We start from the raw sequence: 16909 nt of genomic DNA, 5'->3' as shown, positions 1-16909 counted from the left end.
CCTTAATGTGTACTCTTTTTAAGATACAAAAAAACTTTCATCCTTTGTATGCAAAGGACGAAAGTTTGTGCTTCCGCGGTACCACCTTTATTGATGATTCATGATCATCCCACTTGAAACCTGTTAACGGCAGGAACCGCCTGACTGCGCAGGGCGCTCTGGGATAGGAGTTGGGAGAGGGTCCAGGTAAATTCTTGCAGCCAATCGGAATTTACTCTCTGAACAGGACGGGTCTCTCTTAATAGTCCCTTCAACGCGCTAAGTGATATAGGTAACTAAATGATATTGGATACAGAATACCACGAAATGGCCGGGTTTGGCAAAGAAGTTGTAGATGGAAAATACGGCTTAACCAAACAGGCTTAGCTTGCCGATTCGTTCAGCCACCTCGGTCAGTCGAGCTTCCGAGCTTAGCAGACCCGCCCGTACAAATCCTTCGCCGCCGCTGCCGAAGCCGATCCCTGGAGCGACAGCCACCTTGGCTTCCCGCAGCAGCAGATCGGCAAAAGAAGCCGAAGTATAGCCCTGCGGTACAGGCAACCAACTAAATAAGGAGCCGCTTGGGCGCGTCGCCTGCCAGCCAATTTGTCCAAGCGCATCATAAAAAGCGTTGCGACGCAATTCATAGCGTGCAACCAGCTTGCCCACGCAGTCTTGTTAGGACGTCAGAGCGGTGGCCGCCGCTGCTTGAATGCTGCCAAACAGGCTTACATAAATATGATCCTGTAGTAGATTAATTATCGAGATGATTTCAGCATTGACGAGCGCCAAACCGACGCGCCAGCCCGCCATATTGTATGTTTTGGACAAGGTATAGAACTCAATTCCCACGTCCTTAGCACCCTAGGCAAAATCACTGGCCACCACAATGCCGTCCAAGATTAATGACATCATGCGCTGCCGCAATTTCACGGTTTACATTTTGTACGAGTGTGGCAAAAAATTGAGTCGGTAACTGCTTCATCACATCAGCGGAGGGGATGGGGAAATTACTCATCTTCTCACGCGACCTTTTGGGATAGTTTTGAGGATTAATTTATCACGATTTAACCAAGTTGTATAGAGGGGATTGAACTTATGCGGTTGCGTGGTAGAGGCTGATCTGGCTATGATAAGAGAAAATGCCGGACAAGCGCTCACCGGAAGCTCCGGTTCACAGGGAGGATGAACGATTTTGACGTATCATGAAGCTCAGCCGTTCAGTGTTGCACTCATACAAGCTCATATTGAGCTAGGGAATCCACCGGAAAACCGCAGTCATATTCATACGTTAATGGAACAAGCGGTGACAGCCAAATTGAAGCCGGACCTGATTGTACTACCGGAAATGTGGAACACGGGGTATGCGCTGGATCGCATTCATGAGCTGGCGGATCAGGAAGGATCGGAAACTCGGGAATGGATATCGTCATTCGCTGCCACTCATCAGGTGAACGTGGTAGCCGGGTCGATTGCGGAGAAAAAAAGCGACGGTCATGTGTACAATACCATGCTCGTTTTTGACCGGACAGGCGCAGAGGTTGCTTCGTATTCCAAAATTCATTTGTTCCGTCTTATGGATGAAGAAAAATATTTGAAGTCTGGTCAGGAAAAGGTTTTATTCACGCTGGATGGAGGGATTCAGGCGGGGGCTTCGATCTGTTACGACATTCGTTTTCCCGAGCTAGCGCGCAGTCTGGCCCTGTCTGGCGCAAATCTGCTGATCGTACCTGCGGAATGGCCACATCCCCGTCTTCATCACTGGCGCACGTTGCTGACTGCACGGGCCATTGAAAATCAAATGTACGTCATCGCCTGTAACCGGGTAGGTCGCAGCGGAGATATGGATTTCTTCGGGCATTCCCTCATGATTGATCCGTGGGGAGAAATCATTGCCGAGGGTGGAGAGCAGGAGAGCATCATCACAGGAACGATTGAGTCAGCCTTGGTGCAGGACGTGCGAGGGCGTATCCCGGTGTTCGAGGATCGTCGTCCCTCGCTGTATGACCGATAAATCCGCATTCCCTTTCGTATAGAAAGGAAACGCCCATGCTCAAGGGACGCATTGAATTATTGTGTGGAAAGAAAAACCTGTCCCTTAAGGAACTGGTGCCGGCTGGTAACACCCGCACATTTTGCGAATATTCTGGCTGATCGTCTGGGGGTAAACCCCATGGAAATTGCCAAAACGGGCGAGCAAGCGTATGCGAAAGTGCTGAACGTGAGACTACTTTTTCGAAAGTTGTTTGACCGTTTCACGGAAGGTTTCAATAAAAGCCTCAGCGGCTTTGGATAAATAACGCCCATTCCGATATGCAATGACCAGGGCACGGCTTGGCGTCGGTTTAGCCAGTGGCAGCAATGCCGGAACAAATTCGCTGCTGGCGGCCCGGGCGATAAAACGAGGCACGAGTGTCACCCCCATCCCTGTTGCTACGAGCGATTGGAGGGTTTCCATATTGGTGCTTTCAAACACTACATTCGGCTCAAAGCCCGCTTGATGGCACAAGTCCATCGTCAGCTTGCGGAAGCCTTGCCCTTTTTTCAGGACGACAAACGGTTCGTCTTTCAGTTCTTCCAGATGCACAGGCTGTGGCTGGTCGCCGTTTTTGCGCAGAGACAGCGGGTGACCCGGGGGAACAGCAAGATCAATCCATTCTTCACCGATGGACACATAGGTAAGTGTCGGTTCTACTAACGGGAGAGAAAGCAGGCTGAGGTCGGTATCACCGCTGGCTGTTTTTTTCTCCAGATTCATGGATGAATCCTCGACCAAAACAATTTCAATGTCCGGATGAGCTTTCTTAAACACAGGCAGCACATGCGGCAGCAAATGGGAACCCGTAATAGGCATACTGCCGACGACAACTTTCCCTTTGCGCAGCTGAGAAATATCGTCCATTTCCTGCCGGAGCTGCTCGACTGCGTCGACAATCTTTTTCGCTTTTTCCACAAAGTTTGCTCCTGCATGCGTTAATTCCACCGTGCTTGTATTGCGTTGAAATAACAGTACCCCAAGTTCTTTCTCCAGTTTGGACAATTGCTGGCTCAGGGAAGGCTGAGCAATGTGCAGTTTTTCCGCTGCACGTGAGAAGTTTTTTTCCGCTGCAATTTGCAGGGTGTATTGAAGTTGTCTCAATTCCATCGAGTTTTGCACCCCTTTTATCATTGTTATCTTATAAGATTTACCTATTACATCATAGACTGATTATACAATATTTTAATTGAAATCCCAATCCCAAGCAGCTTCTTTCCTGAAGCTCTCGCGTATAACCTGGATCGTGATGCATCCAAGGAACCTGGTTTGGCCGAAATGACAACCAAAGCGATTAATGTGTTGTCCAAAAACGACAAAGGCTTCTTCCACTAAAGAAGAAAACAGCTTTTTTTGTTGCGGTAAAGTATGTATTTTTTGCGGCAGATGCTGGAGTTGATATTCGGAAAATAGGACTCTTTGTGAAGGAAATCACGTTCTATTCCCGCTGATGTTGCTAGAATAATACATGTACGGTACAAGCCGCTGACGACGTGGAGTCCAGATGGACGAGGGAAGAAGGGATGAGTCACGGACGAATTATTACTGCGTCTGGCTGACGGCAAGGAATGGACGCATACGGAAATGACGGAGCTGCTGGCATGTTTGGAGGAAGAATCGGCGGTGCGGGCACAGTTACGAAAATTGGCAGCTCGCATCAAAATGGAACGTTACGGCAAAGGTGTTTTTTTACGTGGATTAATTGAGTTCTCCAGCATATGTCGTCAGGACTGCATGTATTGCGGGCTGCGGGTTTCAAATAAACAGGCGGAGCGCTATCGTTTGCGACCGGAAGAAATTTTGTCCTGTTGCGCGGAGGGGTATGAGCTGGGATATCGAACCTTTGTGCTGCAAAGCGGCGAAGATTACTGGTTCACGGCAGCACGGCTGGCGAAACTGATTCGGGAGATCAAAAGCCGTTTTACCGATGTGGCCGTTACGCTGTCCATTGGTGAAAGGGATGACGAAACCTATACGCTATTATACGAGGCGGGGGCGGACCGCTTTTTGCTGCGGCATGAGACGGCTTCACCGAGTTTGTACGCCAAGCTGCATCCGACGATGACGATAGAAAGCAGGCGCAGTCGTCTGCTGGCTTTGAAGCGGATCGGATTTCAGATCGGGGCTGGATGTATGGTAGGGTTGCCTGGACAAACGAACAGTGATCTGGCAGACGATTTGGTCTATCTGCACAGTCTATCGCCGGATATGATCGGGATTGGACCGTTTTTACCGCATAGCAACACGCCACTCCGGGATGCCAGCCAGGGAAGCATGGAAAAGGCGCTGGATATCGTTTCGTTGTCCCGGTTGGTCGTTCCAGATGCGCTTATTCCAGCATCCACGGCGATGGGAACGATTCATCCTCAAGGCCGGGAGAAGGCGCTTCAGGCAGGGGCGAATGTAGTTATGCCTAATTTGTCGCCACTCGCGGTGAGGCCGAAGTATGCCATTTACGAAAATAAAATATGCTTGGGCGATGAATCTGCCCAATGTCGACATTGCCTGGAGCTGCGCATCCGTGGAGCGGGATTTGAAGTCGATATGGGGCGGGGCGATAGTTTGAGGGTACAACGACAGCTCATGAGAAAATGATGAAGCTGATCTAACTTTTATAGTAGTTAACCATAGGATTTCGCGAAATCCTCACCATAAGGGAGAAGGATCTATGTGAGTGAAGTACGGGAGAAAGTGTCGGCTGATTTTATTAATGAGGCAGAGATTATGGAAGCGGTGGAGCAGGGAAAACAGGAAGCAACGGATCGAAATCGTATTTTAGACATTTTGGAGAAAGGAAGGGCTTGCCGGGGGTTGAGCGCGACTGAAGCGGCGGCTCTTTTGCATGTGGATGATCCTGAACTGCTGGAGGAAATGTTTAGATCCTCACGAGCGGTGAAAGAGCAGATTTACGGCAATCGGATTGTGCTGTTTGCCCCTCTATATGTAAGTAACCACTGCGTCAATAACTGCGAATACTGCGGCTATAAGCATACCAATGACAGCTTTACCCGCAGCCGTTTGACCCCGGAGGAACTGGTCGAAGAGGTCAGAGTGCTTCAGGAAATGGGGCATAAGCGACTCGCACTGGAAGCGGGGGAAGATCCGCTCCATTGTTCTATTGATTATATCGTCGATTGTATCCGTCAGATTTACGATGTAAATGTAGACAATGGGAGTATCCGGCGGATTAATGTCAATATTGCCGCAACGACGGAGGAGGATTATCGGAAGCTTGCGGAGGTTGGGATCGGAACGTATATTTTATTCCAGGAAACGTATCATCGCGAAAGCTACCGCAAATATCATCTTCAAGGGCCAAAACGGAATTATGACTGGCACACGACTGCCATGGACCGCGCTATGCGGGCAGGGATAGACGATGTGAGCATCGGTGTGCTGTACGGTTTATACGATTTCCGTTTTGAGACGATAGCCATGCTTAAGCACGCTGAGCATCTGGAGGAAGTGTTTGGCTGCGGCCCTCATACCGTTTCCGTTCCCCGACTTCGTCCGGCTGAAAATGTGGACCCGGAACGCTATCCTTATTTGGTGAATGACGAGGATTTTATGAAAATTGTAGCGGTTCTTCGGCTGGCTGTACCTTATGCAGGGATGATCCTGTCTACGCGTGAGGAGCCGGAATTCAGGGACCGTGTCATTGGCTTGGGCGTATCGCAAATCAGTGCAGGTTCTGCTACTGGTGTAGGAGCATATGCGAGACAAGAGACGAATGATAAACCCCAGTTCGAGGTTGGGGATCATCGCTCGCCGATGGAAATCATCAAAAGTCTGTGTCGTGGCGGATACATGCCGAGCTACTGCACAGCCTGCTACCGTGAAGGCCGTACAGGTGATCGGTTTATGGAGCTGGTCAAATCAGGCCAGATTCACAACGTATGCCAACCCAACTCGCTGCTGACCTTTCAGGAATACCTGCTGGACTATGGGGATGAAGAGGCACGTGAGCTGGGAGCTGCCGCCCTGCGTGAAAATTTGGAGCGTATCCCACGCGAGTCGACACGTCGTTTGACACTGGAAAAGCTGGAACGCTTGGAAGCGGGCGAGCGGGATTTGTATTTTTAGAATATCGATCTTCTCTTTGGAATTGGGTAAATAAAATGTCCGAAGAAAATAAAGTATTAGACTATTGGAATAGGTGCGTCCATTGCGGAGGATTTCTCTGCAACTTTACAGCTGTTTCTTTAGTATGATGGACGGTGTGTACATGACCCGGGAAAGTTAGCTCATTACATTGCTCGTTCTTGTCGTTATGATCATAGAACTGGCTAACGGTAAGAAAAAATCATTTCGGCCACGACCTTTTTGATACCCGAAGCATTGCGGGTTTTTTCTTGAAATATAAGACTTTTTAGGCTTCGCGCCTATCGTTTGGTCTTATATTTTTACGAGAAACGTACCTAAAAGCGATACTCGTATCGCTACTTCGGAAGCTTAAGCTCTAATAAGACGCCGTCAGGCGTTTCTTCTTATCGCAGAGCCAAGCATTAATGCGGCGCAAGAGCAAGATAATAGCGCATATCCTTATTCTCACAAGTTATTTTAAGATAAAGAGAACTGGTATCTAATTATAGGGAGATGAGGGAGCGGAAATGATTAATGTAACGAAACTGCTTACCGGTATGAAGGGAGAAGGCGATGACCTTCGTTATACCATTAAGCCGGGACACAAACCGCATGGCGTTTCCACGGGCAGAGGGCCTGTCGTCGTATGGAATTCGACACGGGCTTGCAACTTAACCTGTAAACATTGTTATGCGAATGCCTGTCCTGCCCATGATCCCGATGAAATGTCGACGGAGGAAGCTAAGGTGTTTATTGATAATCTGGCCGCCTTCCAGGTGCCGGTACTGCTTTTTTCCGGTGGAGAGCCTCTGATCCGCAAAGATATTTATGAGCTGATTTCTTATGCGTCAAGCAAAGGGCTTCGGCCGGTAGTATCGACCAATGGCACATTGATTACCATGGACAAAGCGAAGATGCTAAAAGAAGCAGGGGTTAAATATGTCGGTGTAAGCCTGGATGGGCTGGAAGAGCGCCATGATGAATTTCGCGGGCGAAAAGGAGCCTTTGAACAGGCGCTTCAGGGTATCCGAAACTGCTTGGCCATCGGCCAGAAGGTAGGGGTCCGGTTCACGATCAGCAGACATACATATGAAGACCTGGATGGAGTCCTTGATTTGATCGAGCGGGAAAATATTCCTCGGGCCTGCTTCTACCATCTCGTCTATTCCGGCCGCGGGAGCGCCCTGCAGCAAGAGGATGTTACCCATGAACAATCCCGGCATGCTCTTGACCGGATAATGGCTAAAACGATGGACCTGCATGGCAAAGGCAAACCGGTGGAATTGCTCACCGTTGATAATCATGCGGATGGAGTTTACTTATACCAGCGGATGATGGAGCACGACCCGGAGCGCGCGGCTGAACTGCTTGGCTTGCTTCAGAGAAACGGCGGCAACCGTTCCGGAATAGCCATCGGCTGCGTGGATTGGCACGGCAACGTCTATCCCGATCAGTTCACGAGAGATATCGAAATCGGCAATATCCGCAAGCAGAAATTCAGCGAGATTTGGCGTGATGCCGCTCATCCGCTAATGGCCGGCCTGCGCGACCGTAAACCGCTGCTAAAGGGACGCTGCAGAGAATGCAATTGGCTGGATATCTGTAACGGGAATTTCCGGGCCCGGGCTTCGGTAAGCGGTGATTTCTGGGCGGAGGACCCATCCTGTTATTTAAGTGACCGCGAAATTGGAATCGTATAACACTGGAAAGGAAGGCTGAATACGCATGCTCGTTTCCTGGAATGTGACCAAGAAATGCAATTTATACTGCGAACACTGCTATCGCGACTCCGGGCCGGCATCGTCTGTAGAAGACCAGCTAACCACGGAGGAAGGCATCCGGCTCATTGATCAGATCAAGCAGGCCGGATTCAAGCTTCTCATATTCAGCGGCGGCGAGCCCTTGATCCGTGAAGATCTCTGCGAATTGATCGCGTATGCCTCGTCTATTGGCCTTCGTCCCGCACTTGGCAGCAACGGCACGCTTCTGACCGCCGCCAAAGCTGCGGAGCTGAAAAAAGCGGGGCTGGGGGGCATTGCGATCAGCATAGACAGCGCCACGCCTGAGTATCACAACCGGTTCAGGAATGCGCCGGAAGGCTGGCAGCAAGCATTGGAGGGCATCCGTTATGCCCGGGAAGCCGGGCTGAGAGTGCAGATTAACATGACGCTGACCGAGGGCAATATGGATGATTTCGTGCAGGTTGCCCAGCTTGCCGAGGAGCTTCATGTATCCTCTCTGCACCCGTTCTTTCTCGTCCCGACCGGACGGGCCGTCCATATCGAAGAAGACGGGCTGAAGCGGGAACGGTATTACTCGGTTCTGCGCAGTGTTCTGTCCAAACAGAAATCAACATCCCTTGAAATCAAACCGACATGCGCTCCCCAGTTCATGCCGCTTGCCAAGAGCATGGGGCTGGAAATGCGGTACACGCGCGGTTGTCTGGCCGGGGTCTCCTATTGTTCGGTGCTGCCGAGTGGCGAGGTGCATATTTGTCCGTACCTGCCGGTCAAGGTGGGGAATGTTCGCGAGCAGCCTTTTGATGAAATATGGCGGGATAATCCGGTGTTCCGGGATTTAAGGGATTTCGAGAAATATGAAGGAGAATGCGGCTCCTGTCCCGATGTGGGCATTTGTGGCGGCTGCCGGGCGAGATCGTACTATTACAGCGGCGGCAATTTCATGGCCGAAGAGCCGTGGTGTTACAAAAGATCGGCGGCGCTGTAAGCTGGGGAGGTGGAAAAGTGGACCTGGATTCGAACGACCGGAAGCTGCTGAATCGGCTGCAAATCGGGCTCCCTCTGGTCAGACGCCCTTGGAATGCCATTGCGGAGGAACTGGAATTACGCCAGGAAGATGTGCTTCAAAGGCTTGAAAGGCTGAAGAAAGAGGGATTCATCCGGCGGATCGGCGGGGTGTTTAATCCGGCGGGACTGGGATTTAGAGGCTGTCTGTATGCGATGGCAGTCAGGGAGGAGCTTTTTTACCAGACCGCTGCTGTCGTCAACAGGTATAGAGGCGTAACCCATAACTACCGCCGGCGCAGCAGGCTCAATATGTGGTTCACGCTGACTTCCCGGACCGAGGAAGAACGGGGGGCTATTCTTGAAACGATCCGTGAAGCGGCGGGCGGGCCGCTGCTATATGAGTTCCCCTCCGAGCAATTATTCAAACTAAAGGTCTTCCTGAATATGGAGGAAAAGGCTGATGCATCAGCCATTACACCCAACTCGAACTTGAATGGAGGCGCAACTTCCAAACAGGAACCATGCAAAATAGAAATAACGGATTTGCAGCTGATCCGCGAACTGCAGGGAGATCTTCCGTTGTCACCCGAACCGTATACCGAGATTGCCAATAAGACAGGTTGCAGCTTGGAAGAGGTGTTTCTGCGCTTGCAGGCGCTGCAGGCAGGAGGAGCACTCAAACGAATCGGAGCCGTTCTAAAGCATAGGGAAGCGGGATTTTCAGCAAATGGCCTGTTCATCTGCGTACTTCCTGAGGAGCATATACCTGAGGCAGGAAAAAGGCTGGCCGGTTATTCGGAAGTCAGCCACTGCTACAAGCGCCGGGCGCATCCCGATTGGCCGTATAATTTATACGCTATGATTCATGGACCCGATGAAGCGTCTGTTCGGAAAGTTGCGGAGCAATTTGTTCGGCGGGAAGGCATCAAGGATTACGATATTCTGTTCAGCACGGAAGAACTGAAGAAAACGAGCTTTTCGATCTAAAGCGCTTCTTATATTCACACGGATGCCGTCTCTTCAAGGACAGCGTCCGTTTTTCGTGTTGACAGGTTAACACTCTTTGACTATATTGAGTTTATTCGTAATGCTTACAATTTTACACAGATCGGAAGTACCGAGCGTGCAGTCTGAAAGTATCGGCAAAGGCCCCGCTAACCTTAATTGGTCGGCGGGGCCTTTTTTGCTTTATAAATGTATGAAGAAAATATAGTTCTAGACTGGAATTGTTGATTCTACAAGGTTTTGTAGCTGAGGAATCGTCAGCCTTTGAGAAATAAGTTTTAGACTGAATATCCAGGAGAAGGGGTCCGTACCGCAAACCGACACTGTTCGGAGAAAATAAAGTAGTAGACTGAGTATTGACTGGTGATCGCCCTGCAGTTGATGGCCGCCAGGCCTGCGGATCACTGGGCCAATCCACATCCGGAAAGGCATTCGTCAGTCTACAACTTTATTTTCTCAGTTTATCAAGACCTAATTTTAGGAAAGTCAGATATAATAAAGGGTTCCACATATTATACATGACTAATATGTGGAACCCTTTATGTTTAGCTATCGTTCCCGTTAGCTTAATCATCTAACCGTAATTATCACAATCCGACGGGTGAAAAAAGGATTCCCGCTACTTACTCAGAAGTTAACTTTTTGTATCCTTTTTAATCAGTGTTATCGGAAGTTTTTTCAAATTAATTTACACGTATCTCGGTCCTACCCCAAGCTAATAGGCCCTTGCCAAGGGCCGGTATCTACCACCCACATGACGTTTACACGCCCCTGCTTGTCTACGACGAATAGGTCAATCTGCTCGTCTGTCTGGCGTGCAGTCGCTGGGGTCGCACCACGAAAAGCGAAATTCGGACCGGTTAGGGCAACAGGTCCTTGCCAAGGGTCTGTTCCAACTACCCACATCACGTTCACACGTCCTTGATTATCTACAAAGAACAGGTCAATTTGGTTGTCCGTCTGACGTGCAGTTGCTAATCCCGTAAGCTCCCAAACGGAATCCGGTCCGGTTAGGGGAACAGGTCCTTGCCAAGAGCCTGTTCCAACTACCCACATTACGTTTACGCGTCCCTGCTTGTCTACGACGAATAGGTCAATCTGCTCGTCTGTTTGATGTGCGGTTACTATTTCTGCACCTACACCAGGTAGGGTGAAATCCGGACCGGTTAGGGGAACAGGTCCTTGCCAAGGGTCTGTTCCAACTACCCACATCACGTTTACGCGTCCCTGATTGTCCACGAAAAATAAATCAATTTGCTCGTCTGTCTGGCGTGCAGTCGCGAATCTTGCACTATGTGGAGCGAAGTTCGGACCGGTTAGGGGAATAGGTCCTTGCCAAGGGTCTGTTCCAACTACCCACATCACGTTCACACGTCCCTGACTGTCCACGAAAAATAGATCAAGCTGCTCGTCTGTTTGGCGTGCAGTCGCTAGACTCCCACCAGGCACCGCGAAGTTTGGACCGGTTAGGGCAACAGGTCCCTGCCAAGGGCCTGTATCTACTACCCACATTACGTTTACGCGTCCCTGATTGTCCACGAAAAATAAATCAATTTGCTTGTCTGTCTGGCGTGCGGTCGCGAATTTCGTACCAGGATAGACGAAATCAGGCCCAGTTAGGCGAACAGGCCCTTGCCAAGGGCCCGTATCTACTACCCACATTACGTTTACGCGTCCCTGCTTGTCTGCGACGAATAAGTCGATCTGGTTGTCTGTCTGGCGTGCGGTTGCTATGAAACTGTCGGGACGAGCTCTCAAAGCATGGGACTCCTCCCAAGAAGCCCACCAAAGACCTACGAGCCCATGGATTTTGTAAAACAGCGTGCTTACTGGTGAATGAAAGGTCCCAACAATTGGTTCATTGTATACAATCGATGTTGCACTGTGAAGAAATTGATTATGTATACCTAATTCAATAAATAATCCAAGTTCGTCAGCTGATGCAAATGGTGGATTATTAGTTAGGATTCTCCTTTCAGCGACTTCCCATCGAGAGTTCCATCCTGCTCTGGCTACCTTTAACTCTGGTGGAATTGACGTCCACGGGGCAACTGCATTTTGATCGGCAAATGGTTGAGAATCGTACCACTGATGAAATCTAACTATGAAATCGCGGTGAAATTGAAGAAATTCTAAACCTGCGCCAGGGTTTGGAGGTAAAATTCTTCGTGTCGGCAAACCAGGGTGAGCACTTGGGTCGTGCCAAGCGTGATGCAAATCTGCAAGTTCTTCAGGGAAATTAGGTATTATTGTCATTTTATTACCTCCTTTTAGGAAAAATATTTGCGATCACTTTCTAATCTAATATGCCAAATTTATGATTGTTTATTCTTGTTTGTATATCGTATCCATGCTCAGTTAACATTTTTCTTTGCACTCTCAATGTATAAAATAGGATGGCTGAAGTATCACTACTGGAATCATACATTGACTTTTATTCGATATTTAACGCCTTATATATTTATCTATTGGTGTGATCGCTGGGAGTTAAAATTCCTTAAACTAAATGGTTACAGTAGATTTCTAAAATATTTTTTATATAGAATCATTCTTAATGCCCCTGTTAACAGATTCAATGGCATGAATGACTGTCCTTTCAAATAGTGGAACTTCTATATCCTCTTTTTTTATTAATAAACCTAATTCTGTGCATGCTTAGCGTACAAAATTTCCGAGTTGTTGGCGGTACCCTTGGCGGTACCCCTAATTGTAGTCGTTTTTTCTGATGCCAGGACAATATTGTAATCTATTCCATTCGTTACTACACAGATAAGCAACAGTAAAAGTATCAATTTCTTCATTACTTTAACCCCCATTCTTTTGGGGTATTTTTCCCAAAATCCATTAGACTAATCTGCCCGTTAGTTGAGAAAAGGTAACCGACACAAAGCCGGCTACCTTTACAAAGTACTAATTGAGCTATCGTTTCCCGTTAGCTCAATGATCTGAAGAAATTGTTTCACTCAAGCTATTCCTCAGAAATCTCTACGTACTATCTAAACCCAATTTGACGCCGAAATTAGGCATTCACCTTGCCTAGGGCGAATATCTTAATGGGGAAGTACATTTTAAAAAAATGAGGCGATATACTTGGGATACTTTGTAACTGTCGAACCGGGCGTCAACGTATTTATAGAGGACATCAATCCGAAGGGAAATAAAACGATACTTTTTATTCATGGATGGCCGCTAAACCATAACCAGTTCGAATATCAGTTCAACTTCCTTCCAACGCTTGGATATCGTTGTATCGGAATGGACTGGAGGGGATATGGCAATTCGGATAAACCTTTTAGCGGTTACAGTTTCGATAGATTAGCAGATGATGTCCGCATGGTCATCGAGACGTTACAGTTAAGAAACATAACACTGGCAGGACACTCTACAGGAGGCGCGATCTCGATTCGTTATATGGCTCGTTACAAAGGGTATGGGATATCTAAACTCGTCCTGATCGACGCTGCCTCTCCATCTAGCGTTCCAAAAGAATTTACAAATAAAATCATCGAAGATACAAATCATGACCGACCGCAAATGCTGCAAGACCAAACAGGAATTTTTTTCTTTCAGTATATTTCCGAACCGAAATCCGATTGGTTCGTTTTAATGGGATTACAAGCGGCAAATTGGGCGACTTCCGCCATTATGGTCACGCTTAGAGATGAAAATGTTTACAATGATCTCGGTCAGATCAATGTACCCACATTAATTATTCACGGAATTCATGATAAAGTCGTTCCGTTTACCCAAGCTGAGGAAACAAATAAGCTGATCAAAAATTCGAAGCTAGTTCCGTTCCAATACAGCGGCCATTGCGCTTTTTTAGAGGAGCGCGATAGATTCAACCAATTATTATCTTCTTTTGCATAACGACTCGGATTAGCCGCACCATCGCTCCCCATAAATATAGTCCGCTAATGCCCGATGATTGAGCAAATCTGCCCGTTAGCTGAATAAGGTAACAGACATTCCCTCAAATCTTTTGATAGACCTCCGCATAGGAAAACTTAAGTTGTTCTCGCAACTTTTTATTTTCTTCTTCGAGCTTCTTCATCTTTCGTTTTAACGACGCAATGATGGCGTCCTTGTTGTTTTCATCCATTTCTCGCTTAATTTGTTTTGGTGTCGGCACTTGAGCTTGCTGCTGACGAAGCGATTCAATGCGCATACGTATCTCAGGATTGTTATAGAGGGTTGCTTTGCTTAAGCCAGAATCAGTTGCTACACTATTAAAATTGATGCCCTCTTTGGCTTTTACAAGCCGTCTAATCGACTCGTCCACTCTTTGTATGGTCTTTGTTTTGCGAGCCTCATGAACCTGCTTTAAATGCGCTCTGCGATCGTAATCAGACATGTTTTACACCTTGCTTTCTTTGATACGCTCCATTCGCCCATAGACGATGTTGCCTTTCTTGATCGTCTCATAGATGCTGGTCAGACGATCAAGGTTCTTTTGGTTTTTCTCCGCAATTTCGTCGCGGCCGTATTGTTTGGCAACTTCTATCATTTTTGAGGTGGATTGAATATGAATTTCGTACTTAGGTACGTCCATATCAGAGAGGCCTACAGCTAAGTCTTTACAAGGGCTGCCTCCGTTACAAGTTAAACAGGGGGGGTCTTCCGCGTATGGACAATTACCATTTACACGGGCCCGACAGGAGCCGTAGGGATTATCGATCGCATTTAGCTTCTGATCACGCCAGAGCGTTTCCAGGATATCGTATGGGATTTCCTCATCCTTATGGATCTCATGGATTTTCCCATTCATATCAAAGCTAAATACGCCTTGTTTGACAACTGTTTCAAAGGCTTTGCGCTTAGTATTATCCAGAAGTTTGGCATAGCGCATTGTCATCTCAGGAGAAGCATGCGCCAATAACTCCTGAACGATTAATATATCTGCTCCGCCATTGAGCATCTTGATAGCATAGGTGTGACGAAATTGATGAGTTTTAAAGTAGAATACGTTTCCGCTTTCATCAGTGATGTTCACATTTCTTGCTAGGCAGTTCATTTTCTCTCCAACCCATAATTGGGAATAAGGTTTGCCTTTTCTCGAACCACGAAATCGAATAAAGATGTATCTTTCTGGATTGTTGTCCTCATTGCTGTTCTCAATTGATTTTTTTATTAAAGCTGCTAACATATTAGCTAATTCGTCATCGATTGGAATACGATGACCCTTCACAAAAGTCTTTTCAATATCAGTTTCAATGTAGTATTTTCCATTGATTCTTAACAAACAATCTTGTGTTAATCCCAATACATCTGAGATACGCAAACCAGTCTTGAATGCTATCCATACCAAAGGTTGGACCTCTGGATGCAAATGATTCAAGTTAGCAAAAAGTTGTTCTAATACATACTCCGGTATGTAATCAATTTGATCGTAGGGTTTCTTTTTACGTTTAGGTCTGTCTTCGGGGCAATGTCATATTCATAACGCTGAATGTCATCTAAAAACTTACTAACGGCAGATAGATTGTATTTAATGTAAGATTCAGGGTTTGAATTACGTTTTTCAAGCTTGTTTGCACTTTGGTGGAGCCATTCAATATATTTTAAAGTATGGCTTCTTTGTAGATCTTTCAAGCCAGTCCATAAAGGCTCCAAGGTGCAAATGAAGTTTAAGAACTCAGGAATAACATACATATAGACTACTGCAGTAGACCATGTGAAATTGTTTTTGTTTAAAAGACGTTGCTTTAAATATCCTTTAACATTACTCCGCATTGAAGGGTTTCTTATTTTCGAGAAGTCAACAAAATATTGTGATTGTGACTTATTGTAATTAATCCCATATGTAGCATACAAAGTTCGGATGTCCCAACGATCTTTATCCCATTCCTCACGAGTATCAGTTAGTTGAGATATAGTAAAGTGCATATGTCTTAAAAAGTGTGTAATTGAACATTTGACTATTTGTTCTCCGTACACCTCATGTTTCTTTATAGTTTTTGTACGGATATTTTGATTCTCCAACCAGAACAACCATTCCCGGTCTGCCTTATCAATATTCAAATCTAGCAAAGATTCTAGTCGAGGATGTTTTTCATTAAGAAATCTTGTGAGCCGGTTTATGTTAGTGAAATTAGTTCCAAATAAGCTTGAAAAAGACCATTCATCATTAAATAATTTATGGAACACCACATACTTCATTTCAAGATTAACAAACGGGTTATGGAACTCGAACCGAATATTTCTATTAGATCGATTATATTTGTTTCGCTGATCCTGAAAATTAGCTATTGAACCTATTATTTCTACAGTCCAAGTATTTTCAGTCAAGAAATAGGGGTCCTCAACTTTGTGAAATGACACAGATCCATCATCATGAACTAACCTCTCTTGATAGCTGGAAATCTCTTGTTCAACCCGATTATAATGCAACCTAATCGCATTGACTTGTCTTTTATTCTGTAACACCACTGTCAGTTATCTCCTCTGGTTGTATATTGCCAAGCTGAAATGCATGCTGAGCTTTTTCCCAATTCTCACGAATATCTTCTTCCGATGGATGGACATACATGTTCATAGTTGTTTGAATATTGGCGTGGCCTAATCGTTCTTGCACTTGTTTGATGTCTTTCGTTTGACGGTAGAATATTGTTGCATGCGTGTGCCGCAGCAAGTGAGGGTGAATATGCATCCCCGTTTTCTTACGCAGCACTTTAAATAAGGCGCGTACATCACGGTCATTCATCGGTTGTCCCACTCGGTTTCCCCGTAGTTTAACAAATACGAAATTCGTATCGATTTCAAGATCATCAATCACGTTGTATAGGTAGTAGTCGTATAAATCCATGAGTCCCTGCGAAACAAACAATTCCCGTTCACCCGTCTTGAGTTTAGCTCCATTCTCCAATTCACCGCGGTCCGTTAAACGTATTCGATGACCATACTTGTGATCGAATACGAAGTCTTCCATGAAGAGTGATAATGCTTCCCCGATACGTAGTCCCGTTTCAAACAACAGCTGAATCAACAATCGATCACGAATGTTCGTTGTGGACTCGTAGATGTGTTCGACCTCCTCCTTATGCAAAGCCCTAGGTTTTCT

General features: G+C 46.8%; 13 protein-coding genes and 2 pseudogenes. 8 read left to right on the top strand and 7 right to left on the bottom strand.

The genetic code is table 11. From position 1 onward, the window contains the following. Positions 1-348 precede the first annotated feature (348 nt). Positions 349-843, bottom strand: a pseudogene (locus tag ACWGOO_RS09155) (aminotransferase class I/II-fold pyridoxal phosphate-dependent enzyme); the annotation flags it as partial. 331 nt (positions 844-1174) lie between these two features. Here ACWGOO_RS09155 and ACWGOO_RS09150 point away from each other — a divergent pair. Continuing rightward, positions 1175-1993 carry a carbon-nitrogen family hydrolase gene (locus ACWGOO_RS09150; RefSeq protein ID WP_452482672.1) on the top strand — a complete coding sequence of 273 codons (819 nt, stop codon included), beginning with the start codon at positions 1175-1177 and terminating at the stop codon, positions 1991-1993. 213 nt (positions 1994-2206) lie between these two features. Here ACWGOO_RS09150 and ACWGOO_RS09145 read toward each other — a convergent pair whose 3' ends face one another. Then, on the bottom strand, positions 2207-3124 hold the full coding sequence (locus ACWGOO_RS09145) for a LysR family transcriptional regulator (protein WP_452482670.1): 918 nt from the start codon (positions 3122-3124) through the stop codon (positions 2207-2209). Between the two features lie 99 nt (positions 3125-3223). Here ACWGOO_RS09145 and ACWGOO_RS09140 point away from each other — a divergent pair. The 6 genes and pseudogenes from ACWGOO_RS09140 to ahbB form a co-directional block, all read left to right on the top strand. Next, positions 3224-3343 (top strand): annotated as a pseudogene (locus ACWGOO_RS09140) (alkaline phosphatase); the annotation flags it as partial. 222 nt (positions 3344-3565) lie between these two features. Beyond that, positions 3566-4609: a [FeFe] hydrogenase H-cluster radical SAM maturase HydE gene (gene hydE / locus ACWGOO_RS09135; RefSeq protein WP_452482999.1), complete on the top strand. Its 1044-nt coding sequence runs from the start codon at positions 3566-3568 to the stop codon at positions 4607-4609. 75 nt (positions 4610-4684) lie between these two features. After that, complete coding sequence (gene hydG / locus ACWGOO_RS09130) at positions 4685-6097, top strand: [FeFe] hydrogenase H-cluster radical SAM maturase HydG (RefSeq protein ID WP_452482668.1); 1413 nt, start codon at positions 4685-4687, stop codon at positions 6095-6097. 527 nt (positions 6098-6624) lie between these two features. Next, positions 6625-7797 (top strand): radical SAM protein, encoded by a 1173-nt coding sequence (locus tag ACWGOO_RS09125; protein ID WP_452482666.1) that lies wholly within the window; start codon positions 6625-6627, stop codon positions 7795-7797. Positions 7798-7840: 43 nt separating this feature from the next. Next, positions 7841-8824, top strand: coding sequence for a radical SAM protein (locus ACWGOO_RS09120; RefSeq protein WP_452482664.1), 984 nt, complete (start codon positions 7841-7843; stop codon positions 8822-8824). Next, on the top strand, positions 8794-9831 hold the full coding sequence (ahbB, locus tag ACWGOO_RS09115; RefSeq protein ID WP_452482662.1) for a siroheme decarboxylase subunit beta: 1038 nt from the start codon (positions 8794-8796) through the stop codon (positions 9829-9831). Before ACWGOO_RS09120 ends, ahbB begins: the two co-directional genes overlap by 31 nt. Positions 9832-10554: 723 nt before the next feature. Here ahbB and ACWGOO_RS09110 read toward each other — a convergent pair. Beyond that, positions 10555-11607 (bottom strand): hypothetical protein, encoded by a 1053-nt coding sequence (locus ACWGOO_RS09110; protein WP_452482660.1) that lies wholly within the window; start codon positions 11605-11607, stop codon positions 10555-10557. A 1332-nt stretch (positions 11608-12939) separates the two neighbouring features. On the opposite strand from ACWGOO_RS09110, the gene ACWGOO_RS09105 reads away from it, so the two are divergent. Then, complete coding sequence (locus tag ACWGOO_RS09105; protein WP_025683378.1) at positions 12940-13719, top strand: alpha/beta fold hydrolase; 780 nt, start codon at positions 12940-12942, stop codon at positions 13717-13719. Between the two features lie 103 nt (positions 13720-13822). On the opposite strand, the gene ACWGOO_RS09100 is transcribed toward ACWGOO_RS09105, so the two are convergent. Genes ACWGOO_RS09100 through ACWGOO_RS09085 form a run of 4 tightly spaced genes read right to left on the bottom strand, consistent with a single transcriptional unit; the run spans position 13823 to position 16894 of the window. Continuing rightward, positions 13823-14203 (bottom strand): DUF6262 family protein, encoded by a 381-nt coding sequence (locus ACWGOO_RS09100; protein ID WP_452482658.1) that lies wholly within the window; start codon positions 14201-14203, stop codon positions 13823-13825. Between the two features lie 3 nt (positions 14204-14206). After that, a complete protein-coding gene (locus tag ACWGOO_RS09095) occupies positions 14207-15187 on the bottom strand; it encodes a tyrosine-type recombinase/integrase (protein WP_452482656.1) in 981 nt (326 codons plus the stop codon). Positions 15188-15204: 17 nt separating this feature from the next. Beyond that, complete coding sequence (locus tag ACWGOO_RS09090) at positions 15205-16278, bottom strand: hypothetical protein (RefSeq protein WP_452482654.1); 1074 nt, start codon at positions 16276-16278, stop codon at positions 15205-15207. Then, on the bottom strand, positions 16262-16894 hold the full coding sequence (locus tag ACWGOO_RS09085) for a tyrosine-type recombinase/integrase (protein ID WP_452482652.1): 633 nt from the start codon (positions 16892-16894) through the stop codon (positions 16262-16264). The genes ACWGOO_RS09090 and ACWGOO_RS09085 overlap by 17 nt, the downstream gene beginning before the upstream one ends. Between the last annotated feature and the right edge of the window lie 15 nt (positions 16895-16909).

It is taken from the genome of Paenibacillus sp. NPDC055715 (assembly GCF_053617595.1).
Note: the sequence above shows the minus strand (reverse complement) of the source record. Positions and strands in the feature narration are given on the sequence as shown.